Below are 23,324 nucleotides of genomic sequence, written 5' to 3' on the forward strand. Positions count from 1 at the left end.
ACATATCGCATCACGGAACAACATGAATATGCCATCAAGACACTTCCGCGTGTAGATTTAAGCCATGGCAACTAGTGAAATTGATAATCAGTCGTTCCCGTTCGGTACCGTGCTGACCGCGATGGTCACCCCCTTCACCGAGGCAGGTGAGGTTGACTATGATGTCGCCGCCAAGCTGGCTATCAAACTCGTTGATGAAGGCTGCGACGGTCTGGTCGTCACCGGCACCACCGGGGAGACTTCGACGCTCACCGACGAAGAGAACATCGAAATGTTCCGCACCGTCGTCAATGCGGTCGGCGACCGCGCAGCGGTGCTGGCAGGCTCCACAACTAATGACACTCGCCACTCCATCCGTTTGTCGCTCGGTGCCAAGGAGGCCGGAGTGCACGGCATCCTGGTCACCGCACCTTATTACAACAAGCCAAGCCAGGCCGGAATTATCGCCCATGTGAAGGCGATTGCCGAGGCCATTGACCTGCCGATCATGATGTACGACATCCCGGGCCGCACCGGAATCGCGCTGAGCCCAGAAACTATCATTGAATTAGCGCAGATTCCTCAGGTCATTGCGTTGAAGGATGCAAAGGCCGACTACCAGTCGACCACCACCGTGCTGGCTAACACCGATTTGCACGTGTACTCCGGGGACGACGGGCTGACTTTGCCACTGATGGCAGCCGGCGCCGCCGGTGTCGTTTCCGTGACGGCTCACGTCGCGGCGGCTAAGTACCGTACGCTTGTTGATGCGATGCATGCCGGGGATTTGGCGACTGCACGCGCTACACACTTCGAGCTGGACCCGATCCAGCGCGGCATCATGGGCCACATTCAGGGCGCAGTTGCCGCAAAATATGGACTTCACTGGCAGGGTGTCCTGCCGAACACCGTCGTTCGATTGCCGCTACTGGCACCATCGGACGCAGAACTCGATGCCATCCGCGCGGACCTACGTGAAGGTGGATGGGATCTTTAACGAAAGGGCTTAACCACTTATGACTGAAAGTTCAGTAGGCAAGGCCGATACTGCGCGTATGCAGAAGCCGACCAAGCTGAAGAAGGGGACCCTACGTACCGTTCCGCTGGGCGGATTGGGCGAGGTCGGCCGCAATATGACCGTTTTCGAGATCAACGGCAAGCTGTTGATCATCGACTGCGGTGTGCTCTTCCCCGAAGAGCACCAGCCGGGCGTTGACCTGATTCTGCCCGACTTCTCCTACATCAAGGATCGTCTGGACGACGTGGTGGGCGTAGTGCTCACCCACGGCCACGAAGACCACATCGGTGCGGTTCCGTACCTATTGCGTCTGCGCGAAGATATCCCGCTGTATGGTTCGAAGCTGACCCTTGCCTTCATCGAAGCCAAGCTGGCCGAGCACCGCATCAAGGCGATCACCAACGTGGTCACCGAGAATGAAGTGGCTCAGATCGGCGAGTTCGAGTGCGAATTCGTCGCGGTGAACCACTCGATCCCAGACGCGCTGGCCGTGTTCGTGCGTACCGAAGCCGGTACCGTGCTGCACACCGGTGACTTCAAGATGGATCAGCTGCCGCTCGACGGCCGCATCACCGACCTGCGCCACTTCGCCAAGCTCGGCGAGGAGGGCGTGGACCTGTTCCTCACCGACTCGACCAACGCCGAGGTGCCGGGCTTCACCGTCGCCGAACGCGAAATCGGTCCGGTGCTGGAAGCGAAGTTTGCTCGGGCCCGCCGCCGGATCATCGTCGCCTCCTTCTCCTCGCATGTGCACCGCGTCCAGCAGGTGCTGGATGCTGCAGCCGTGCACGGCCGCAAGGTTGCTTTCATCGGCCGTTCGATGGTGCGCAATATGGGCATCGCCGAGCGCCTCGGCTACCTGCACATCCCGCAGGGGGTCGTTGTTGACCTGAAGCAGGTTGACCAGCTGCCGGATCACAAGGTGGTGCTGATGTCCACCGGTTCGCAGGGTGAGCCGATGGCAGCACTGTCCCGCATGGCCAACGGTGAACACAAGGTCCAGATCAACCCGGGTGACACCGTGATCCTGGCCTCCAGCCTCATCCCGGGCAACGAGAACGCGGTCTTCCGCGTGATCAACGGCCTGATGCGCTTGGGCGCCGAGGTCATCCATAAGGGCATGGCCAAGGTCCACGTTTCCGGCCACGCCTCGGCCGGTGAGCTGTTGTACTGCTACAACATCGTCCGTCCGAAGAACGTTCTTCCGGTCCACGGCGAAACCCGCCACCTGATCGCCAATGGCCGTTTGGCCGCGCTGTCCGGTGTTCCGGAAGAGAGCGTCATCCTCGCGGAAGACGGTTCGGTCATTGACCTCAAGGACGGCGTAGCCGAACTCGTTGGCCAGGTCGAATGCGGTTACGTCTACGTGGATGGTTCCAAGGTCGGCACCATCACCGACGAGGACCTCAAGGACCGTGTCACCCTGGGCGAAGAAGGGTTCATCTCGGTGATCACCGTGATCAACCGCCAGAACGGCACCTTGATCTCCGGGCCAGACATCCACGCCCGCGGCGTGGCCGAGGACGATGCGGTCTTCAACGAGATCAAGCCAAAGATCGCCGCAGCGATCTTGGAGGCAGTGGCTAATAATCCAAACCACTCCACCCACCAGCTGCAGCAGATCGTGCGCCGCGTCATCGGTTCGTGGGTGTCGCGCAAGCTGCGCCGCCGTCCGATGATCGTTCCGGTAGTGCTCGAAGCGTAAGCTTCAATCCTCGAAATGCCCCAAACCACCAGTGGTTTGGGGCATTTCGTGTATCTAAGGCAAGGTTCTCTGCCGATGCTGTGGTCATGTTAACGGCTCATCCCAATCGGGGGTGTAGGAGTTGGGGTCTGAAGCCGCCGGTCTCGAGCAGGCTTCGGGCGATGTAGTTGGTCAGGTTGCGGAACCCGAGTGCGGAGCCGCGCAGGTGTTCGAGCCGTCCGTTGAGCGCCTCGGTCGGCCCGTTGCTGGTGCCGGGTCGTTCGAAGTAGGCGAGCACGTCAGCGGCTCGCTTCTTCAGGGTCCGGCCCAGGGTGGTGAGCTCGGTGAGCACCTTGGGGACGCCGGCGCTGAGGTCGGTGATCAGCTTCTCCATGAGCTCGCGGCCACGTTGCCGGTCCTCGTGGCGATAGGCGGCGATCATGCGCTGGTAGACACCCCAGGTCGCCTCGACCTCGACGTGAGCGTCATCAACGAACAGCGCGCGTAGCCTGTCGCTCTGCTTGTCGGTGAGCAGGTCCGCGCCGGTGTGCAGCGTGCGCCGCGACTTGTAGAGCGGGTCGTCCCTGAACCCACGGTGCCCGTGGATCGCGAGTTGGACCCGGCGCCGGCACCTGTCGAGGGCGTCACCGGCCAGGCGCACGACGTGGAAGGGATCCATCACCGTGACCGCGTCCGGGATCTCCTCTGCAGCGGCGGTCTTGAACCCGGTGAAGCCGTCCATCGCGACCACCTCGACCGCGTCACGGAAGGCGTCGTCGCGGTCGGCGAGCCAGGTCTTGAACGCCGCCTTCGACCGGCCCTCGACCATGTTCAGCAGCCTTGCTGGGCCGGCGCCATCGCGGACCGGGGTGAGGTCGATGATCACGGTGACGTACTTGTCGCCACGCCTGGTGTGGCGCCAGACGTGCTCATCGACGCCAATGACCTTCACGCCCTCAAACCGCGTGGGGTCGTTGATCAGCAGCCGCTTGCCTTCAGCCAGGACCGCGTTGTTGGCGGTGTCCCACGCGACCCCGAGTCCCTCGGCGACACGGGCGACGGTGAGGTGTGCGACCACGATCCCTTCCAGCGCCCACCGCAGCCCGGTGCGCGAGAGCTTCGCGCGTGGCTCCGCCGCGGCGCTGGTGTCTTGGCGCCACACGTGTCCGCAGTCGGCACAGCGGTAGCGGCGCACTACAACTTCCAGCACGGTCGGTCGCCAGCCCAGCGGCTCGTGGGCCAACCGCCGGATCACGGTGTCACGAGCAGCGCCTTCGCTGCCGCACCGTCGGCACCACTGATCTGGTTCCACCACGCGGCACGCGAGGACCGCACGATCCGGTTCAAGTCGTTGTCCGGTCACGCTCAGACCGAGGCCGTCGAGTCGAGCGAAGGCGGTCAGGTCAGGGCGGCCGAAGCCGGCCGGCCGGCGGGGTAGCGTCGGACACGTCGAGGTCTTTCGGATGGATGGCGTAGGAACCTCCGTCGTCGGGAGACCTCGACGTCTATCTGCGGACCGACGCGCCCGGCCGACCTACACCGTCATCTGAGAAGACCCCTGAAACGTCTTCGACGACGACGGGACCGGCGAGGAGGAGGGCGCGGTGAGCTAAAGGAATGGAGCTTACTCGGCTTCGACGCCGCCGCAAGCTCCGGTGAAACGGTCGGTACTGGTCGGTCGTCGTCGGTCACCACCGGATGGCGGCGTCCCCCACGCTCGGCGTTTGCGCAGGTCAGCGGCTCGTTCGCCCAGTGGGCGCATCAAGTGATAGACGCAAAGCCGACGTGATTCGGTCGTCGGTTCGATTCCGACAGGCGGCTCCGGCGAACAGCCCCTGACCTGCGGAAACGCAGGGCAGGGGCTGTTCGGTTCTGGTGGTCGCGCGATGCGCTGGCCTCACGGCTCTGCCCGACACCGACGTCGCTCTCCTCTGCGACGGACCCCTCGCAGGCTGAGCGCTCGCGGCCGGCATCCTGTCCGTGTGCCGATAGGCCTCGCACCGCTCGGCAACGCAGCGTGGCGTTGCGTCGCGACCTGGCGACGGCTCGGCGGGGCGCGATGGTCTCGTGCGTTGGCGGACTACGGGAGCTTGGACGCGAGGACGTCGGCCGCCAGGATCTCGGGTGCTGCGCCGAGGAGGTGCTGGTTGGCCATCAGGGCTGCGACGATGGCGCCGTTGGCGTGGGCGTCGCGAGCGGCCTCGTCGGGGAATGCATCGAAGATCCAGAAGGTGTCGGCGTGGGTCCTGACCGCGAACCAGACAATCGTTCCTACTTCTTCGTTGGCGAGCGCGACAGCGCCGGCGAGCAGATCGGCGAGCGCGTCGTGCTGTCCATCGGCCGCGACGATCTTGGCGACGAAGGCATACGGAAGTGATGCGGGTGTTGACATGAGGGGTTCTCCTAGGTGTCGAGGTTTCTTGGTGAAGCGAGTTCAGTCTATGACGAAAAAGGGCATGTGAGAAGTGGCGTATACGGCAGTATTGCTATTGTTTACGTCATGCGTATTGGACTGATCGCGATCGACGGCTGCTTCGGTTCGGCTATCGCGTCGATCATCGACATCGTGCGGGTGGCCGACGGAGCCCGCGGCGATGTCGACCCGCGGATCGACCCGATCGAACTCGCCATCCTCGGACCGAAACGGCGAGTGACCACGACGGCATCGATGACCCTGTCGGTGGACCACCCGCTGTCGGAGTCCGCAGAGTTCGACGTGGTCGTCGTCCCTGCGCTTGGAACCCTTACGGCCGCCGCTACCAACGACGCCCTCCAGAGCCGAGATGCTCGTTCGGTCATCGCCTCGCTCGGGCGCCTCGACGAGGCGACCACCCGGATCGCCGCGGCGTGCACCGGCGTGTTCGCCGTCGCCGAGACCGGACGGATGCATCATCGGCGGGCGACGACCAGCTGGTTCCTGGGGCCGGAGTTCCTGAAGCGCTATCCGACCGTCGCCCTCGATCTCGACACCATGGTCGTGGTCGACGGGAACCTCGTCACCGCCGGCGCCGCCTTCGCCCACATCGACCTCGCGCTCTCACTCGTGCGATCGATCAGCCCCGACCTGGCCCAACATGTCGCCAAGCTCCTCATCATCGACGAGCGTCCGTCGCAGGCGGCCTTCGTCGCCTACGAACATCTCCGGCACGAGGACCCGATCGTCGTCGAGTTCGAACGCTTCGTGCGCGCCCGCCTGGACGAACCGTTCAACGTCGCCTTCGTCGCGCAGTCGCTCGGCACCAGCCGGCGCACCCTCGAACGACGAGTCCGTGCGGCGCTCAACCTCACTCCGCTCGGCTTCGTCCAACGGCTTCGCATCGAACGAGCTCGGCACCTCTCAGCAACCACGGACCTCACCTCCGCCGAGATCGCGCTACGGGTCGGCTACGCGAACGCCGAGACTCTGCGCTCCCTCCTGCGCAGGGAGCGACGCCGTTCCTGACCTATCGCCATGCCTTAGAACCACCTCTCAGCACGTCGCGTCGACGCTCCTGCGTCGCCCCTGGACGCCCCACTCGACACGCCCGCAGCACAGGCCATGCGACGTGCCCCGGCTTCCCGGACGGTCGGGGTTGGGTGGCTATGATGTCGCTGCGTTCTCGTCGAGAGGATCAGCAGACCCGATCAGGGTCGATTGGGATGAGACGCGAAGGCGGTCAGGTCAGGGCGGCCGAAGCCGGCCGGCGGGGTAGCGTCGGTCACGTCGAGGTCTTTCGGATGGATGGCGTAGGAACCTCCATCGTCGGGAGACCTCGACGTCTATCTGCGGACCGACGCGCCCGGCCGACCTACACCCTCATCTGAGAAGAGCCATGTTAACGCTCCGCGCGCAGCGTTCAGCCAGCTTGCTGCCACCCACGCTGGGCCCGCTCGGCTACTGGCAGCGGCGGGATTCCCTGATCGCCAAGCTCGGGTCCGTGGCGCAAACGACCTGAACGACTAACCGGCATAGACTGACGTATCACTGCAACGCATTAAATATCGACAAGTCAAATAGCAATCGCATATGATCACCATATGGTGAAAATTGCTGGGCAGAAGGCCGAATCGTTCACTTTGCCGCTCTTCGGGCTGGCGATCCTGGCCGGCATTGTTTTTGGCGCCGCGCTCAGCGCCGCAATTTTCTGGCCAATTCTGGCTAAGGAATCACCGTTCTCGCTGTCCGGCATTGGTGGGGGTCTGGTGCTGGCCTTGGCCAACGGCGCGTGGATCGGCGCGATCGCCGCGGTCTTTCCCGCCACGGGGGCAACCATCGCCTTGGCGATTCGTGAGAAGAAACGACCCGCCGCTACCGGAAACTCCCAGGCTCTGATGGGCGCGATCGGTTCCGCCGCCGGCGGGGTCTTCGTGGTACTGGCGCTCGGCGCAATTTTCTCCCAAGCGCTGGACCTCGTATCCGGGCTTGCATCTGCTTTGGCCTTCCTCATACTGTGCTTCGCTATCGCGTGGATGAGCATTCGTGGGCTAGCGCAACGAAGGGCAGCATCTTCGATTCGGCCACGGCCGGGAGCACCCGCGGAATAGGCAAGGCTCCAATCGAAGCGCATCTCCTCGGTGCAGGTCCAATCACTAAGACTTTCAAAACCCGACAGGAACGAATCCGTGGAGATCTCTGAGCAAACGCGCGGTGTCGGGAACAATCAACTGATAACAAAAAACAAATGGCGATTTCTGCCGCTGCTTTGCGGATCAGGATGGGCGATCTTGTTGCTTGTCGTGGATCCGTTGCTTGCCCGTGCCCCTTGGTGGACTTATCTCGACGCGGGTTTGTGGTTTGCACTGAGTTTCCCGCTGCTGCCGTGGCTCGGATTCGCTGGGTTGATGGCGTTCCTTGGATTCGTCGTTTCAACTCGGGTGAGCGTTCTGCTGTTCACGTTGCTCTCGCTAGCTCTGGGAATTATTCCAAGCACCATATGGGCACTGCTGCTGAGCGATGTTTTCCCTGAGGCTGGAGTATTCCGAATCACCGCTGATCTATCGCTGGCTGCCGGGGCAATGGTGATCCCGCTGTCCTTCGTGGCGCTTATCAGAACGATGATCGTGCGATGGAAACAGGCAAAGCTCCGTCCAGCGAAAGGTTGTGGAGGTCGGAGCATTCCGTCTTCGACGAAAAGCGACTAATTCCAGCCCAAGCGATCTCGAAGCGGAAGAACCGATATCGGAACCTGGACCGGAGTTCCTGCATGCCCAGGAGTCAGTGTAGTCTCACTTAGAATTTTTCCTGTTTGGACGTCCACGACCGTCATTGAGACCCATTCCTGCTGCATGTTTTCGTCAAGGGCTAGCCCGGTGGCCGCATCGAGGGTCAGCACCGAATCCCACATTTCTGTCAGTATTTCTGTTTCGGGGCCAGTCACTGCTGGCGCAGAGGCCGTTAATATCCCGGTGGTCAGCGAGAGGGAAGCTAGGGCAACGGCGGGGATAAGCAAGATATTCCTCCAAAAGTAGTAACTATGTTTATGTCGATCCTAATGTGGCTTGAAGGTTTAGTGCATGTTGTCTCGAAGATCGAGTGAAAATCAGTTCGTAGTCTGCCGTGCCGTCATCGGATTTTTAGGGCAGAATTAGGCTCAACGCCACCGCAAGGAGCCAATGTATGCACAGGCACGACGCAGCTGATCACAACGAGCTAGTGGGGAGCAACAGTGCATGATCGAATTTGATACCGTTTCCAAGCACTATCCAGACGGCACCACGGCTGTTGAGGACTTCAGCTTGACGATTCCAGCCCATCGCACCACCGTATTCGTGGGTTCCTCTGGTTGCGGCAAGACGACATTGCTGCGCATGATCAATCGCATGGTTGACCCCAGTGCCGGCACGGTCCGCATAGACGACCAGGATGTATCCACAAAGCCCGCGGTGGGCCTGCGCCGCAGTATCGGCTACGTCATGCAGAACTCGGGGCTTCTCCCGCATTTCACCGTGGCAGAGAACATCGCCACGGTTCCCCGGCTCGAAGGCAAATCTCGCAAGGTTGCCCGAACCCGGGCACTGGAACTTATGGAGACCGTAGGCCTGCCCTCAACCATGGCTGACCGATACCCGCACCAGTTATCCGGAGGCCAGCAGCAACGTGTCGGAGTGGCCCGTGGCTTGGCTTCTGACCCGAATATTTTGCTCATGGATGAGCCCTTCGGTGCCGTCGATCCCATTGTGCGCGCCGAACTGCAGCAGGAACTGATTCGACTGCAACAAGAACTTGATAAGACGATTGTCTTCGTCACCCATGATATCGATGAGGCATTCCTCCTCGGCGACCAGGTGGTGATCCTGTCCGCCGGTGCGCAGAAGCTGCAGGTGGGTAGCCCGAGCGAAATCATTGAAAACCCAGCCAACGAGTTCGTGGCTTCCTTCATCGGCACAGACCGTGGAGCCAGAGCACTGAGCGTCAAAAATACGCCCCACGGTGCCGTGCTCGTGGATTCCCAAGGCCGGACCCAGGGAAGACTCGTCGAGGACGGATCCAAGGCGTGAACTGGATACTCGAGAATCTGGGACTCATCGGGTCGCTGTCGCTAGAGCACTTGCGGCAGAGCCTGATAGCGATCGTCATCGGGTTCCTGCTTTCCATCCCGCTGGGCTGGGTAGCTTGGCGATTTCGAATCGTTCGCGGACCGGTTGTGACAACCACCGGCCTGCTCTACACCATCCCCTCGCTCGCGTTGCTGATGCTCCTGCCTGTGCTCACCGGAATGAGCGCGATCAGTGAAGCCAACCTGATCGTGGCACTGAGCATTTACGCGATTGCGATTATGGTCCGCGGCGTCGTGGACGGACTGGACTCCGTAGACCCTGCCGCGCGCGCGGCCGCAACTGCCGTGGGCTACGGGCCCGGGCGCCGGTTTTTCGCGGTGGACCTGCCGCTTGCCGGTCCGGTGATTCTCGCCGGACTGCGCGTCACCGCGGTCAGCACCATCTCGCTAGCGACCGTGGGAATCTTGGTGGGTGTGACGAACCTGGGATACCTGTTCACGAACGGCCTCCAGCGGCGCATCATCGAAGAAGTCTTTTCGGGGATCCTTGCGGTGGCCTTGATTGCCCTGGCCATCGACTTGTTCTTAGTCCTCCTCGGACGATGGCTGATGCCTTGGACACGTCAAATTAAGCAACCAAAGCGAAAAGCCACGCATGCGGCCAGAATGCGGGTGTCGCCATGAACCTGATTGCCAAGGCACTTGAATGGATTTCCGCGCCAGAGCAGTGGGAAGGCAGCGGGGGACTGCAGGCATTGCTTGGCCAGCATCTGCTGTTCACGATGGCGGCGGTGCTTCTTGCGGGAGTCATTGCCATCCCTGCCGGTTGGGCGATCGGGCACACCGGCATTGGGCGCGAGATCGCCGTGGGCGCCGCGGGTGTCGCCCGTGCGATACCTTCTTTCGGCCTGCTGATCTTATTGGTGCTGCTCTTTGGCGTGCTGCACAAACCCGAAGCAGCCATGGTCGCCTTTGTTCTACTGGCCATCCCTTCGCTGCTGGCCGGAGCCTATACGGGGTTTGAAGCCATAGACCGCAAGACCCTTGACGCGGCTCGGTCCATGGGGATGACCGAGTGGCAGATCCTCTTCAAGGTTGAAATCCCGCTCGGCCTGCCGCTGCTCGTAGGCGGAATCCGGTCAGCCATGCTGCAAGTGGTCGCAACGGTGACCATCGCGGCCTACGTGAACCTTGGCGGGCTGGGCCTGCCAATTATTACCGGGCTGAATCTGCGGCGCTTCGACATGGTTCTCGGCGGAGCGCTCATGGTGGCGGTGCTTGCGCTGCTCCTGGACCTGTTGTTCGCCGTGATTCAAAAGACGGCAGTTCCGGAGGGCCTGGGAAAAGCTAGGAAGAAGGCACCGCGCAAGCTCGCCCCAGACAAAACCGCCGGTGAAGATGCAAACCCGAAAATAGATCACTCGACATCCCAGGAAAGGGAAAAGCCATGAAACTGAAACGCACCATCCCGAGCGCAGCCGCAATGCTGGCCGGCAGTCTTGTCTTGGCTGGTTGCGCAGGGGGAGACCCGCTGGCAACCGAGAGCAACGCCGAACAAGGCGGCGGAGAAACGATTGTTGTCGGCTCGCAGGCCTACTACTCGAATGAGATCGTTGCCGAGATCTACGCCCAGGCGCTGGAAGGTGCCGGCAAAGAGGTGGAACGCAAGTACAGCATTGGTCAGCGGGACGCGTACATGCCTCAGCTCGAAGAGGGCAGTATCGATGTGTTCCCCGAGTACACCGGCAATCTGCTGCAATTCTTCAAGGAAGACACCGAAGCGCGTGCCGCCGATGAGGTCTACACCGAGCTGACGTCGGAGCTTCCGGATTCTCTGGCGGTCCTTGAAGCGGCCGAGGCCTCTGACCAGGACTCCTACACCGTGACCCGGGCGTTTGCTGAGGAAAATAACCTGAAGTCCATCAAGGACTTGGCGAATGTTAGCGAGCCGTTGACCCTCGGCGGGCCACCGGAGCTTGCCGAACGCCCCTATGGCCCTAAGGGGCTCGAAAGCGTCTATGGGGTGAAGGCTGACTTCTCCGGGACCGGCGACACCACCGTTGAAGATCTGGTCGCCGGCACGGTGAACATTGCCAACGTGTTCACCGCCGACCCGCGCATCAAGACCGAAGATCTCGTGGTGCTGGAAGACCCCGAGTCGCTGTTCCTGGCTTCGAACGTCGTTCCGGTGGTCTCCGCCGAGCTGTCAGCGGATCTCGCCGAGGTGCTCAACCCGGTTAGCGAAAAGCTGAGTGCCGAGACCCTGGTTGAGCTGAATGTGAAAAGCACCGTTGACCAGAAGTCGGCCGCCGATATCGCTTCGGCCTGGCTGACCGCTGAAGGGCTTTAATGCCAGATCCTCTCTAGGCTGGATATCCAGGAGATCGCCCGCCGTACCCGGAAATTCCGGGTACGGCGGGCGATCTATTTTTGTTCCGAGGTGCGCTGCGGCCTATCCGGGCGAGCGGGGCTGGCGTGGGTTCAAGGAGACGGCGGGCCGTCATCGTTTTGACTTTTGAGAATGATTCTCATTAGTGTTTACGATTGTTGCCTAAAAGGCGTACTCAGAGACCTAAGGTCCCCGCCCTGGCCGCACCGAATGGAGCAATGATCTATGAGAAGAATCAATCCTTGGATGGTGGCCATGCCCGCCGTCATCCTGGCCGTGGCCACCGCCTGCGCCGTCCCCGGCGGAACCGTGAACAGCGCGCAGAATGAATCGGCCGCCGGCAGCATCACCCTGGACAGCTGCGGCCGGGAGGTGGTGTTCGACGCGGCACCGCGCAGCGTGCTCGCGGTCGGTTCGGAGGCCCCGGCGCTGCTGTCCGCAGCTGGAGCGGGCGACAAGCTGACGCACTACGCTGGCAGCCTGGAGGTGCCTTTCGACGCGGCCACCAAGGCCGTGGTGGAGGACGCCGAGCGGATCACGGAGGACTCGCACGACGTCTCCTACGAGATGATCCTCGGTTCGGGAGCCGACGTGGTCATCGGCACCGATATCGCAGCCGGAGTCGATCTGGATTCCCTGGCCGAACGACTGGACGAGGCCGGGGTCCAGATGCTGACCGTGAGCGGCTACTGCGCCGGATTCGAAGACCGCTCCACCGGAGGAGTGAGCGGATTCGAGCAGATCTACCGTGACGTGCAGTCCTACGGCCAGTTGTTCGGCACCGATCAGGCGGCCGAGAATGCGGTGGAGGACATGCGCGAGCGTGTAGCGGCCGCCGCGGCGCGCGTTGAGCAGGGCAGCGGAGAGCGCGCGCTGTCCCTATACGTGCCGAGCGCCGGCGGCCTCGGATCCTATGGAGGGGAATCGCTGGTCTCGGAGCAGATGGAGCTGCTCGGCCTGGAGAATGCCTTCGGCGATGTGCCCAAGCGCTACTTCGACCCTTCCACGGAAGAACTGATCGCCAGCGCCGCCGACAAGGTCTTCGCGATGTACCTGCCTACCGGTTCCTCGGCACTGGAAACCGACCAGGAGGTGCTCCAGGCGCTGCGCGATCGACCCGAGCTCGATGGCCTCGCTGCCATCGAGGAGGACGCGGCCGTGGTGCCGCTGAACTACTACTATTCCTCACCCGGCCCGCTGGCCGTGGACGGCGTGGAGCTGCTCGCGGACCGGCTGTCCGCCCCATGAGCCAGTCAGCACAGCTGCGCCGGACCCCGCGCCACACCGGCCGCCGGCGCGCCTCCGCGCTGCCTGCACGCAGATACGCGCGTTCCACTGCGGCCAGGGGCACCACCGAAGTGGACTTCGCGAAGCTGAGCCCGACATCCAACACCACCGTGCTGGTCACCAGCCAGCATCCGCCCCGGCAGTACCGCACCATCGCGGAGCAGTTGTTGCGCGCCGAGCATCTGCATGCCGAACAGGTCGGGTTCATCCTGCCGGCGGAATCCTCCGCGGCGCAGTTGCGCCTGCACATGGCAGGGGACGAATTCTGCGCCAACGCCGCGATGGCGCTGGCGGCGCTGCACGCCTCGAGGCAGGGGCAGACCGGCCGGGTTGAACTCTTTGTAGAAGCCTCGGGCGCCGATCAGCTGCTGAGCTGCCGAGTCGAGCCCCGGGATTCGGGCTACCGCTGCCAGCTGGACAGCCCGCTGCCGCTGAGCATCGAACCCTACCCGTCCCCGGGAGCCCGCTCGGGAACGGCCCTGGTGCGGTATGCGGATTCGGTGCACCTTGTCATTGAATGCGCCGGCCACGGCCAGGGGCTGCGCGAGCACGCCGAACAGGCGGCTTTGCAGCTGGGCAATAGCGAAGGCGTCTCCGTTGCCGGGGTGATGCTCTACGATCCGGCGCGCGGGGCGCTGGACCCGCTGATCAACGTGCCCGCACTGGGCAGCCTGCTCTGGGAACGCAGCTGCGGCTCGGGAACCGCCGCGCTCGGCGCGTACCTGGCCGCGAAGAACCGCGCTCCGGTCTGCGCCAGCGTACGGCAACCCGGCGGCACCATGGACGTGGAAGCCGACTACGGCTCCGGAACGATAACCGGGCTGCGCGTCGCCGGACAGGTGGCCATCGTGGCCGAGGGGAGGGCATATATCCATGACTGAAATATCGATTGGCGCAAGCCCGGAGCTGAGCTCCGGTGCGCAGGCCATGCTGGCCACGCTGCGCGGCTTCCTGCGCCACTTCAGCGCGGCGGCCGACGGCTACGACGGCTCGACCCGGCACGCCGGCGAGCTCGAGGAGCTGCTGGCGGACTACGCGCGCTTCGTCACCGATCCGGGCAACGTGCCCCCCTTCGCCCAGCTTGCCGCGGCCGCCGGCACCGATGAGCTGGTGGACCAACTGCGTTGCCAGTCGGCGCGCTGCGTGGCGGTCATCGAGAAGTACCGCGCGCTACGGCTGCTGGAGGGGCAGGCGGGAGCGGAGGGATACTTCGCCAATATCGAATCCTGCATCGCCAAGGAATTCGGGGCCGTCGCGCTGACCGGGGATTCCAAGCTGCTGCTCGTCGGCTCGGGATCCTTCCCGATGACGCTGCTGAACGTCGCCTCGCTCACCGGCGCGTCCGCGCTCGGGATCGACATCGACGCCGAGTCCATTGCGCTCGGGCGCCGGGTTGTGGCCCAGCTCGGTGAGGGCCTGGACATCGGGCTGGAGGAACGCGCGCTCCACGAGCTGGCCTTCACCGCGCAGGCCACCCACGTGGTGATCAGCTCCACGGTTCCGGTGAAGTACGAGTTGCTGCACCAGATGCATGCGCTGACCCGAGAGGACATCGTGGTGGCCATGCGCTTCGGGGACGGGCTTAAATCGCTGTTCAACTACCCGATGCAGCAGGTTGACCCGGCGCTCTGGCGGCTGGTCGACATCATCCGCCAGCCGGAGCAGGTATTCGACATCGCGCTGTACGTGAAGCAGCGCCCAATAGGAAAAGACGTTTAGCAGATGGACGAATTGGGAAATATCCTCATCGCCGGGACCGGTCCGGTGGCCGTGCAAAGCACGGTGCTGCTCGGGCGGCTGCCCGGGACCCTGGGCCTTGCAGGCCGCGAATCGCAGCGCGCGGCGGCGTTCTTCGCCGCGCTGGAGACAACTTCGGGCACCGTGCGCGCCGAGGTGCAGAACCCCGCCCACGCGGCACTGGCCGGGGAAGCGCAGATCGAACACGTCTTCCACGGGTACGGATCGGTGGCCGGGAACTGGGACACCTTGCTCCTGGCGGTCACTGCGGATGCCTACCTCCCGGTGCTGCGCCAACTGGCCGGTGAGGTGCTGGCCGGGTTCGAACGCATCGTGCTGCTCTCGCCCACCTTGGGCTCCGGGGCACTGGTGCGCGAATACGCCAACGCCCGGGGCGCGGATCCGGAGGTGATCAGCTTCTCCAGCTACCTGGGCGACACCCGCTGGCCGCAGGGACACCCGGGCGCCGCGGTGTTGACCGCCGGAGCCAAGGCCCGCATCTACGCCGCATCGACTCGCGGCAGCTCGCCGGGACTGGAACGGCTGCGCGCCGTGCATGAGGCGGCGGGCACCGAGCTGGCGCTGCTCGGCCTGCCGGCCGAAGCCGAGGCGCGGAACATCTCGCTGTACGTGCATCCGGCGCTGTTCATGAACGAGGTCACGCTGCGCGCAGTGTTCGCCGCGAAGCCGCCGACGCAGTATGTCTACAAGCTCTACCCCGAGGGGCCGGTCACCCCATCAATGGTCCACGCCATGGTCCAGCAGTGGCGCGAGCTTTCGGCCATCGTCGCCGCGCTGGGCGGGAAGGGAGTCAACCTGCTGGCCTTCATGCTCCAGGACGGCTACCCGGTCCACCCGCAGAGCATCGACCCGGAGCAGGTGGCCGCCTTCGAGCAGCTGCCGGCCATCCACCAGGAGTACCTCGTCTACGTGCGCTACGCCTCGCTGCTCGTGGACCCCTTCTCCGAACCGGACGCCCACGGGCGCTACTTCGACTTCTCCGCCATTCCCATCCGGCCGATCTTCCGCAACGACGCAGGCCGCTGGGACGTGCCGCGGATGCCGAAGGAAGACTACTACCGCACCAAGATCATCCAGGGCCTCGCCCGGCACTTGGCGGTGCCCTGCCCGATGATCGACCGCCTGCTGGCCGCCTACGAGAGCGCGCTGACGCAGGCGGCGCATGCACTGGGCACCCAGCCGCGCTCCGCGGCCTTCGCCGTGCAGGACTTCGGCGAAGACCTGGGCATGATCCGCGCCGGGATCGGACGCGCCGCATGCGCGAGACCGAATAGGACACCAACGAAAAGCTGCCCGGCGAACGGAAGATCATCGCCGAGATCTGGCCGGCCCTGCTGGCCTCGGCCGTGGGCCTGCTGCCCTTCACCGTGCTCTCCACCTTCCTGGTGCCGATCGCCGACTGGGCCGGGGCCGGCTATGCCGAGGTCGGCTCCCTGCGCGGGCTGGCCGGCATCGGCGCGGTGCTCACCGGCGTTGCGCTGGCCCCGCTGATCGGGCGCATCGCCCCGGGACGGGTGGCCGCCGCCGCGCTGGCGCTGCTGGGCATCGCCGCGGTGCTCGGGACCTTTTCCGGGCTCGCCGCGCTGGCCGCCTTCTGCCTGGCCACCGGCGTATCCAACGCGCTGCTCTACCCGGCGCTGTCCACCGCCGCGGCGGACCACTTCGGGAACACTCCCGCCGCGGGCCGCGCCGCAACCTTGGTGATGACCGCCCAGACCCTGGCCTCCACGGTGGGCGCGCCGCTGCTGGTGCTGCCGGCGCTGTGGTGGGGCTGGCAGGGGAACCTCGTGGCCATCGCCATCGCTTCCTTCGCGCTGGTGCCCGCACTGCTGCGCTACGGCCGGGCGGAACCCGGGGCGGGGCAACCGGCCCCGCGGCTGGGCTACCTGGCCGCCTTCCGCACGCTGGCCGCCATCCCCGGGGCGCGCGCCCTGCTGCTGGTCTCCTTCGGGCGGGCCGGCGCGCTCATGGGGCACCTGGCCTTCCTCGCCCCGCTGTATGCGGACAAATTCCAGCTATCCACCGGCTGGTTCGCCTTCGTCTGGTCGCTGAGCGGAGGATCCTTTTTCCTCGGGCATCTGCTGGCCGGACGGATGCTGAATGCCGAGGACTCCGAGCGGCGCACCCGGGCGGTGATGGGCATCGCCCTGGCCGCCGCGCTGCTGGCCCTGCTCGGGGTGTATCTTTCCCCGGTGCTGCCGCTGGCAATGCTGTGCACCTCGGTGCTCTCGGCCAGCCATGCGGTGGTCTCCGCCGCGGTGATGACCCTGCTGGTGCGCCGCTGCACCGAAGTGCGCGGGACCGCGCTGAGCCTGAACGCCGCCGGCATGTCACTGGGACTGTCTCTGGGCGCGGGTGCCGCCGGGGCGGCGCTGGGTACGGCGGGATATCTGGCCGCGGCCGCAGTGCTCGGCGGGTTCACCCTGCTTGCCCTGATTGCCGCGCTGACGTTGCGCACCGCAACGAATGACGAATCGCTGGAAAGGCAACCATGACCCAACTTGATCCCGCGCTGCGCGAACCGCGCGGCGCAACACCACCGGCGGCGCCGCTGGTGTTCACCGGAGACGACCTGGAGCACGGCAAACGCACCCGGCACACCTGGCTGTGGATCGCCGGGCTGCTCGGCGCGCTGCTGATCACCCTGCCGGTGGCCGTGGGCCTCGGGCCGGTGGCCATCGAGGCGGGCACCGTGCTCCAGATCCTGCGCCAGCATCTGTCCGGCGGCCAAATGATAGGCGCCTGGACCGACTCCGAGGAATCCATCGTGCTGCTGCTGCGCGGGCCCCGCGTGCTGCTGGGCGCCGCCGTCGGCGCCGGGCTGGCGCTGGCCGGGGTGGCCCTGCAGGCCTTGACCCGCAATATCCTGGCCGAACCCTACCTGCTGGGGGTGACTTCCGGGGCCTCCACGCTGTCAGCGGCCTCGATCCTGTTCGGGACCGCGGCCGGCATCGGCTCGGTTTCGCTGGCCGGCAGCGCCTTCGCCGGGGCGCTGGCCGCGGGGATTGCGGTATTCCTGCTGGCCCGGGTCGGCTCGCAGATGACCTCCACCCGGCTGGTGCTCGCCGGGGTATCCGTGGGCTACGTGCTGCACGCGCTGACCTCGCTGCTGATCTTCGCCTCCGATGACCCGAACGCGGGCCGCTCGGTGCTCTTCTGGACGCTCGGCTCGCTCGGCCAGGCCACCGGCCAGTCCGCGCTGCTCACCTGGGCGGTGGTGCTGGGCACCTTGGCGCTGCTGCTGCTCTGGTCCCGCCCGCTGGACGCGCTGGCCATCGGCGATTCCACCGCGCAGACGCTGGGGATCTCCCCGGCGAAGCTGCGCGCGGCGGTGATGATCGTGACCGCGCTGTGCGTGGGCGCGCTGGTCGCGGCCTCCGGCGGCATCGGATTCGTCGGGCTGATCATCCCGCATATCGCCCGGCTGTGCGTGGGCTCCACACACCGCAAGCTGCTTCCGGTGGCCGCCCTGCTCGGCGCGATCTTCCTGGTCTGGGCCGACGTGCTCGCCCGCACGTCCATGGCCCCGCAGGAGCTGCCGCTGGGCATCGTCACCGCCCTGCTCGGCGCCCCGCTGCTCTTCGTGCTGGTGCGCAAGCTGAACCCGACCCAATGACAACCAACCACCGAAAGGGGCATAGAGCATGATCACAGCCACCGATGTATCCGTGGGCTACGGCGGCAAGCTGGTAGTGAAATCCGTCGGCCTGCATGCCGGGCAAGGAGAGGTCGTTGGGCTGATTGGCCCGAACGGAAGCGGCAAGTCCACCTTCCTGCGCACCCTGTATGCGGCGCTGCGCCCGCGCGCCGGGCTGGTCACCCTGGACGAGCAGCCCCTCGAGGAGCTGCGCGGCACCGAGCTGGCCCGCCGGGTGGCCGTGGTCGCCCAGGAGACGCCTACCGACCTGCCGGTGACCGTCGCCGACATGGTGCTGCTCGGCCGCGCCCCGCACCGCAAGGCGCTGGCGGCATTCACCCGCGAGGACCACCAGGCGGTGGCCGCGGCGCTGAGCAGGGTCGGGGCGCGGGATCTGGCCGACCGCCGCTACGCCACGCTCTCGGGCGGTGAAAAGCAGCGCGTGCTGGTGGCCCGCACCCTGGCCCAGCAGGCGGACCACCTGCTGCTGGACGAGCCGACCAATCACCTGGACATCCGCTACCAGCATGAGCTGCTGCGCATGGTCGGGCAGCTGGGGGTCACCACCGTGGTCGTGCTGCACGACCTGAACCTGGCCGCCCGCTATTGCACCAAGCTGGTTATGCTCGAAAACGGCCAGGCAGTGGCCAGCGGCACTCCCGAGGAGGTGCTCACTCCCGAGATGCTGCTGCGGGTGTACGGGATCCACGTCGAACCGTTTTCCGTGCGCGGCGCCCTGCAGCTGGTCTTCAGCATGGCCGATGAGCATTCCGAGCCGCAGTCCCCGGCGGCGGCGCTCTAGCTCCGCGGAGGAACACGCAGTGCCGGCCTAGCGCGAGCTAGGCATTTTCCCTTGGTCGCATGAACGAAAGCACCTCGGGTGCCGAGGCACCCGAGGTTCTCGAAAAGGAAATCACAAGGGGGAAGCCGCAGCCGGCCGTCGTCCAAGGTCCCTGGGGTTGCCGCTCAGCGGCAGCCGCCGGTGAAGGCTTGGCGAATCTCTGCAATCCGGGACATCAGCGCCGCCTCGACCTGTTCCCGCGGACGTTTTGAAGCGGCCCGCCCAGCCCACGCCAGTTGATCCGCTCCTTCATTCAGCTTTTCTCCGCTGTGCCCTTTGACCAGTTCAAAGGCAACCTGCGATTCGGTGGAGTTCCATGCCTGCAGGAACCGGTGCTTGGAGTCCTCGCTGATGCCGCAATAGCCGGTCTCGCACCGGCCCTCAAGGGCCAGCGCCTGGGCTACACGATAGGCATCGGCCGAATCGGTATGGATCGTTGCACTGGCCGGAGAGGTGGTCGCGAGGTATTCCAGCGCCATGATGAGCGCAGCAAATTCGAGCATGCTGATCGTGTCGAAGGATTCCCCGCCGTAGAGGACCGCATCTCCATGTTCGCTGAGCAGTGCGACCGCACTGGCGCCGGTGGGATCGGTTGAGGCATCTACCGCCAGGGTGATGCTAGAGGGCGCGTGATCAGCGAGATCCCAATACTCCGGTTGCCATTGCTGCGGCGAAAGATCATGTTGGGGCTTGTGGCCCCGAGCCGGAATGGCCATCGGCGCCGCCAACGCGCTTCCTGCCTGGATTGCTGCTCTGGTTTGGATTTTCTTCGCGATCTCCGCTTCCCGATGCACCACACCCGAGGCTTGATTCAAGTCGTTGAGCCCGCGGGTCACCGTGAATCCGGCGGCTTGGAGATATTTGGGCAGATACCAATGCCTTTTCCCCAGCGCCACCCAGGTCTCTGATTTGCGCTGCCCGAGCAGCCGTTCGAAGTGTTCGATGATTTCAGCCATCGGCCGCGGCGAACTCGACTGCCCCCGATGCATGGTCGGTTCCTGGCGCTCATTGCGAATGGCGATGATCCAGTAGATGAACTCCGCGCTGCCTGCGATCTGCGGCGTCGTCCAGGCAATGAACGCAGCATGGAATGCGGACGCGGCATGCGCCGATGTTGGGACGCAGGGAATTGAGCTGGAACGCGGGCGTGGTTCAAGACGCGCAGTGGATAGCTGGGACTGGACAAATTCGGCCATGAAGAAAGCATCTCGGTGCCCACCGACATTTAGGCTCGACCCCGGAGCAAGTCCACGTGATGAGTATCTAGCTGGCGCCAAACCCTGTCGAGACGTGTAAATTCAGCCGGTATCCGGTAGGTGGAGATACCCTAGAACTATGGCCTCACGCACCCAGTCGCAGGGGGCGAAGAAGCCGACGACGCGCAAACCGCGGACGTCGGGCTCTTCGCCTGCCAAAAAAACTCCCGAGAACCCGGAACAGGATCTCGCTCTTCCGCTGCGCGCAATTCGCAGCGTGTGGATGGGCATCGCCCGGATCTTCGGCGGCGCCTTCCGCCGGATCGGGGCCACCGTCCGGCCCGACTTCGAGCTGCGCCGCGACGGAACCGGACTGTTCCTGACGCTGATCGCGATCACCGTCGCCATCGTCGAATGGTGGGGGCTGCGCGACGTGGGCTGGTTCGGCCGCGGCGTGCACTCGGTGGCCGGAGGCTCGCTGGGTTTCATGGCGGTGCTGCTGCCGGTGGTTTTGTTTATCGGCGCCTTCCGCCTCTTCCGCTACCCGGAAGCCGATTCGGCCAATAACCGGATCGGCATCGGGCTGTTCATGATGACCATGGCCGGATCCTCCCTGGCCGCCTTGGCCAACGGTTCGCCTGCGGTCACCGACGACTTCGCGGCGCTCTGGGCCGCCGGCGGCATGGTCGGCTCGATCCTGGGCACCCCGCTGGGCCTGCTGATCTCGGTTCCCGGCGCGATGGCCGTGCACATCTTCTTCCTCGTGCTCTCGCTGCTGGTCGTCACCGCCACCCCGCCGCTGCAGATCGCCTCACGGCTGCGCATCGGCTATAACCGGCTGCTTGGCCAGGATCCGCACCGCGAACGCAGCGCGCCGACCGTGGCGCAGGCCCCGGTGCTCGATCCGCACTCCGAGTCGCATGACCAGTCCTACCTCTACGCGGATGCTCAGCAGGAAGCGCCGGCTCCGAAGCCCAAGAAGAAGAACTTCTTCGAACGCCGGGCCGAGGCCAAGCGCGTCTCCGAGGTCTACAACGTGGACGGCGAGTCCGGCGATGAACTCACCGGAGATGTCGCCTACGACAAGGCGGTGATCGAGCCGAACGAACCGGCCACGAATGCGCTGCCGGTCACCGACGTCTACGACGCGGATTCCACCGCCACCGAGGCGATCTCCCGGCCCGTCGCCGAGGCCAAGCCGGCGGCTCCCGCCGGACCGCCGCCCGGCGTCAAGCGCCCCACCAAGGCCGAGACCGAGATGGCCGCGATCATGGATCAGGTGGGCCTGGGCAACGCCGAGCCGGAACCGGAGACCGACGCGTTCCCGACCGTCGCGGTCAACCACACCCGCCCGGCCCCGGCGCTGGCCCCCATCCCGCAACGCACCGAACAGCTCCAGCTTTCCGGAGACGTCACCTACACGCTGCCGCAGGACGACTTCCTGCCCGCCGGCCCGCCGGCCAAGGAAGCCTCCGAAGCCAATGAGGCCATCGTCGCGGCGCTGACCAATACGCTGCAGCAGTTCAAGGTGGAGGCCCACGTCACCGGCTTCTCCCGCGGCCCCACGGTGACCCGCTACGAGATCGAGCTGTCCCCGGGCACCAAGGTGGAGAAGGTCACCGCGCTGTCCAAGAACATCTCCTACGCGGTGGCCTCCTCGGATGTGCGCATCCTCTCGCCGATCCCCGGCAAGTCCGCCATCGGCATCGAGATCCCGAACACCGATAAGGAAATCGTCGCCCTGGGCGACGTGCTGCGCTCGAACAACGCACGCAAGACCGAGCACCCGATGGTGATGGGCGTGGGCAAGGACGTCGAGGGCGGCTTCGTCGTGGCCAACCTGGCCAAGATGCCGCACCTCTTGGTCGCCGGTGCCACCGGCGCCGGCAAGTCCTCCTTCGTGAACTCGATGATCACCTCCATCCTGATGCGCGCCACCCCGGATGAGGTGCGCATGGTGATGGTCGACCCCAAGCGCGTGGAGCTCACCGCCTATGAGGGCGTGCCGCACCTGATTACCCCGATCATCACCAACCCGAAGAAGGCCGCCGAGGCGCTGCAGTGGGTGGTCCGCGAGATGGACACCCGCTACGACGACCTGGCGAACTTCGGCTACAAGCACATCGACGACTTCAACAAGGGCGTGCGTGCCGGCAAGGTGATCCCGCCCGAGGGCTCCAAACGCGTGATGAAGCCCTACCCGTACCTCCTGGTGATCGTCGACGAGCTCGCCGATTTGATGATGGTTGCCCCGCGCGATGTCGAAGACTCGATCGTGCGCATCACCCAGCTGGCCCGCGCCGCCGGCATCCACCTGGTCCTGGCCACCCAGCGCCCCTCCGTGGACGTGGTCACCGGGTTGATCAAGGCCAATGTGCCCTCGCGCATGGCCTTCGCCACCTCCTCGGTCACCGACTCCCGCGTGGTGCTCGACCAGCCGGGCGCGGAGAAGCTGCTGGGCCAGGGCGACGCGCTCTTCCTGCCCATGGGCACCTCCAAGCCGATGCGCGTGCAGGGCGCCTGGGTCACCGAATCCGAAATCCAGCGCGTGGTCACCCACGTGAAGGGGCAGCTGACGCCCGAATACCGCGACGACGTCACCCCGGTGGCCGAGAAGAAGAAGCAGATCGACGAGGACATCGGCGACGATCTGGAGCTCTTGCTGGCGGCCACCGAGCTTGTGGTCACCAGCCAGTTCGGCTCCACCTCGATGCTGCAGCGCAAGCTGCGCGTCGGCTTCGCCAAGGCCGGACGGCTGATGGACCTGATGGAATCGCGCGGAGTGGTCGGCCCCTCGGAGGGGTCCAAGGCCCGCGATGTGCTGATCCAGCCCGATGACCTGCCGATGGTGCTCGCCGCCATGCGCGGGGACGACGGCGCCGTCCACCAGGCCAGCGCCGCCGAGCAGGCCCTGGTCGACGAGGCCAATGTGAACCACGCCGAGCCGGTGGACCTGGTCGCCGAAGACCTCGCCAAGCGCGAGACGGCCACCGAGTACTACGACGAAGCCGACGAACCGGGCGAGGACGCCTGGGACCTGACAGGAAGAAACTAAAGCC

At 65.0% G+C, this 23,324-nt stretch carries 21 protein-coding genes and 1 pseudogene; 18 read left to right on the forward strand and 4 right to left on the reverse strand.

Annotated features, from left to right (window positions below; all coding sequences use genetic code 11):
* Positions 1 to 64 precede the first annotated feature (64 nt).
* Together dapA and ACT3TP_RS09365 are read left to right on the forward strand one after the other, a co-directional pair.
* Complete coding sequence (gene dapA, locus ACT3TP_RS09360) at positions 65 to 976, forward strand: 4-hydroxy-tetrahydrodipicolinate synthase (protein ID WP_096288145.1); 912 nt, start codon at positions 65 to 67, stop codon at positions 974 to 976.
* 58 nt (positions 977 to 1,034) lie between these two features.
* Positions 1,035 to 2,702 (forward strand): ribonuclease J, encoded by a 1,668-nt coding sequence (locus tag ACT3TP_RS09365; protein WP_374954802.1) that lies wholly within the window; start codon positions 1,035 to 1,037, stop codon positions 2,700 to 2,702.
* Between the two features lie 97 nt (positions 2,703 to 2,799).
* On the opposite strand, the pseudogene ACT3TP_RS09370 reads toward ACT3TP_RS09365, so the two are convergent.
* Positions 2,800 to 4,129: pseudogene (locus ACT3TP_RS09370) on the reverse strand (ISL3-like element ISPfr2 family transposase).
* Between the two features lie 632 nt (positions 4,130 to 4,761).
* Positions 4,762 to 5,073, reverse strand: coding sequence for a putative quinol monooxygenase (locus ACT3TP_RS09375; RefSeq protein ID WP_003941073.1), 312 nt, complete (start codon positions 5,071 to 5,073; stop codon positions 4,762 to 4,764).
* Positions 5,074 to 5,181: 108 nt separating this feature from the next.
* On the opposite strand from ACT3TP_RS09375, the gene ACT3TP_RS09380 reads away from it, so the two are divergent.
* The 4 genes from ACT3TP_RS09380 (at position 5,182) to ACT3TP_RS09395 (ending at position 7,802) form a co-directional block, all read left to right on the forward strand.
* Entirely contained in the window at positions 5,182 to 6,123 is a 942-nt protein-coding gene (locus tag ACT3TP_RS09380; RefSeq protein WP_062244175.1) for a GlxA family transcriptional regulator, read from the forward strand.
* A 370-nt stretch (positions 6,124 to 6,493) separates the two neighbouring features.
* Positions 6,494 to 6,616, forward strand: coding sequence for a hypothetical protein (locus ACT3TP_RS09385; protein WP_255248509.1), 123 nt, complete (start codon positions 6,494 to 6,496; stop codon positions 6,614 to 6,616).
* Between the two features lie 82 nt (positions 6,617 to 6,698).
* The gene (locus tag ACT3TP_RS09390) at positions 6,699 to 7,205 is read left to right on the forward strand and encodes a hypothetical protein (protein WP_096288133.1); all 507 of its coding nucleotides are present in this window, start codon (positions 6,699 to 6,701) and stop codon (positions 7,203 to 7,205) included.
* A 78-nt stretch (positions 7,206 to 7,283) separates the two neighbouring features.
* The gene (locus ACT3TP_RS09395; protein ID WP_444620455.1) at positions 7,284 to 7,802 is read left to right on the forward strand and encodes a hypothetical protein; all 519 of its coding nucleotides are present in this window, start codon (positions 7,284 to 7,286) and stop codon (positions 7,800 to 7,802) included.
* On the opposite strand, the gene ACT3TP_RS09400 is transcribed toward ACT3TP_RS09395, so the two are convergent.
* Positions 7,799 to 8,110 (reverse strand): hypothetical protein, encoded by a 312-nt coding sequence (locus ACT3TP_RS09400; protein ID WP_141393589.1) that lies wholly within the window; start codon positions 8,108 to 8,110, stop codon positions 7,799 to 7,801. The genes ACT3TP_RS09395 and ACT3TP_RS09400 overlap by 4 nt on opposite strands.
* Before the next feature lie 220 nt (positions 8,111 to 8,330).
* Here ACT3TP_RS09400 and ACT3TP_RS09405 point away from each other — a divergent pair, with 220 nt between their 5' ends.
* The 11 genes from ACT3TP_RS09405 to ACT3TP_RS09455 all read left to right on the forward strand — a co-directional run bounded on the left by ACT3TP_RS09405 (position 8,331) and on the right by ACT3TP_RS09455 (position 19,030).
* The gene (locus tag ACT3TP_RS09405) at positions 8,331 to 9,158 is read left to right on the forward strand and encodes an ABC transporter ATP-binding protein (protein ID WP_096288127.1); all 828 of its coding nucleotides are present in this window, start codon (positions 8,331 to 8,333) and stop codon (positions 9,156 to 9,158) included.
* Positions 9,155 to 9,841 (forward strand): ABC transporter permease, encoded by a 687-nt coding sequence (locus ACT3TP_RS09410; RefSeq protein WP_443464385.1) that lies wholly within the window; start codon positions 9,155 to 9,157, stop codon positions 9,839 to 9,841. The genes ACT3TP_RS09405 and ACT3TP_RS09410 overlap by 4 nt, the downstream gene beginning before the upstream one ends.
* Complete coding sequence (locus tag ACT3TP_RS09415) at positions 9,838 to 10,608, forward strand: ABC transporter permease (RefSeq protein ID WP_443464386.1); 771 nt, start codon at positions 9,838 to 9,840, stop codon at positions 10,606 to 10,608. The genes ACT3TP_RS09410 and ACT3TP_RS09415 overlap by 4 nt, the downstream gene beginning before the upstream one ends.
* A complete protein-coding gene (locus ACT3TP_RS09420) occupies positions 10,605 to 11,507 on the forward strand; it encodes an ABC transporter substrate-binding protein (protein WP_096288121.1) in 903 nt (300 codons plus the stop codon). The genes ACT3TP_RS09415 and ACT3TP_RS09420 overlap by 4 nt, the downstream gene beginning before the upstream one ends.
* Before the next feature lie 264 nt (positions 11,508 to 11,771).
* Positions 11,772 to 12,794, forward strand: coding sequence for an ABC transporter substrate-binding protein (locus ACT3TP_RS09425; RefSeq protein ID WP_444620456.1), 1,023 nt, complete (start codon positions 11,772 to 11,774; stop codon positions 12,792 to 12,794).
* Positions 12,791 to 13,714, forward strand: coding sequence for a hypothetical protein (locus tag ACT3TP_RS09430; RefSeq protein ID WP_444620457.1), 924 nt, complete (start codon positions 12,791 to 12,793; stop codon positions 13,712 to 13,714). The genes ACT3TP_RS09425 and ACT3TP_RS09430 overlap by 4 nt, the downstream gene beginning before the upstream one ends.
* On the forward strand, positions 13,707 to 14,552 hold the full coding sequence (locus tag ACT3TP_RS09435; protein WP_444620458.1) for a class I SAM-dependent methyltransferase: 846 nt from the start codon (positions 13,707 to 13,709) through the stop codon (positions 14,550 to 14,552). The genes ACT3TP_RS09430 and ACT3TP_RS09435 overlap by 8 nt, the downstream gene beginning before the upstream one ends.
* A gap of 3 nt (positions 14,553 to 14,555) precedes the next feature.
* Positions 14,556 to 16,082 (forward strand): opine metallophore biosynthesis dehydrogenase, encoded by a 1,527-nt coding sequence (locus tag ACT3TP_RS09440; RefSeq protein WP_444620459.1) that lies wholly within the window; start codon positions 14,556 to 14,558, stop codon positions 16,080 to 16,082.
* Positions 15,977 to 17,086, forward strand: a complete 1,110-nt coding sequence (locus ACT3TP_RS09445) for an MFS transporter (RefSeq protein WP_444620491.1) — start codon at positions 15,977 to 15,979, stop codon at positions 17,084 to 17,086. The genes ACT3TP_RS09440 and ACT3TP_RS09445 overlap by 106 nt, the downstream gene beginning before the upstream one ends.
* Positions 17,083 to 18,207: a FecCD family ABC transporter permease gene (locus ACT3TP_RS09450; RefSeq protein WP_444620460.1), complete on the forward strand. Its 1,125-nt coding sequence runs from the start codon at positions 17,083 to 17,085 to the stop codon at positions 18,205 to 18,207. Before ACT3TP_RS09445 ends, ACT3TP_RS09450 begins: the two co-directional genes overlap by 4 nt.
* 28 nt (positions 18,208 to 18,235) lie before the next feature.
* Positions 18,236 to 19,030 (forward strand): ABC transporter ATP-binding protein, encoded by a 795-nt coding sequence (locus ACT3TP_RS09455; RefSeq protein ID WP_443463947.1) that lies wholly within the window; start codon positions 18,236 to 18,238, stop codon positions 19,028 to 19,030.
* A gap of 164 nt (positions 19,031 to 19,194) precedes the next feature.
* Here the strand turns inward: ACT3TP_RS09455 and ACT3TP_RS09460 are convergent, their stop codons facing one another.
* The gene (locus ACT3TP_RS09460) at positions 19,195 to 20,265 is read right to left on the reverse strand and encodes a ribonuclease HI (RefSeq protein ID WP_444620461.1); all 1,071 of its coding nucleotides are present in this window, start codon (positions 20,263 to 20,265) and stop codon (positions 19,195 to 19,197) included.
* A gap of 139 nt (positions 20,266 to 20,404) precedes the next feature.
* On the opposite strand from ACT3TP_RS09460, the gene ACT3TP_RS09465 reads away from it, so the two are divergent.
* Complete coding sequence (locus tag ACT3TP_RS09465) at positions 20,405 to 23,320, forward strand: DNA translocase FtsK 4TM domain-containing protein (protein WP_444620462.1); 2,916 nt, start codon at positions 20,405 to 20,407, stop codon at positions 23,318 to 23,320.
* Positions 23,321 to 23,324: the final 4 nt, after the last annotated feature.

Source organism: Glutamicibacter sp. AOP38-B1-38, assembly GCF_052377485.1.
Classification (GTDB): domain Bacteria; phylum Actinomycetota; class Actinomycetes; order Actinomycetales; family Micrococcaceae; genus Glutamicibacter.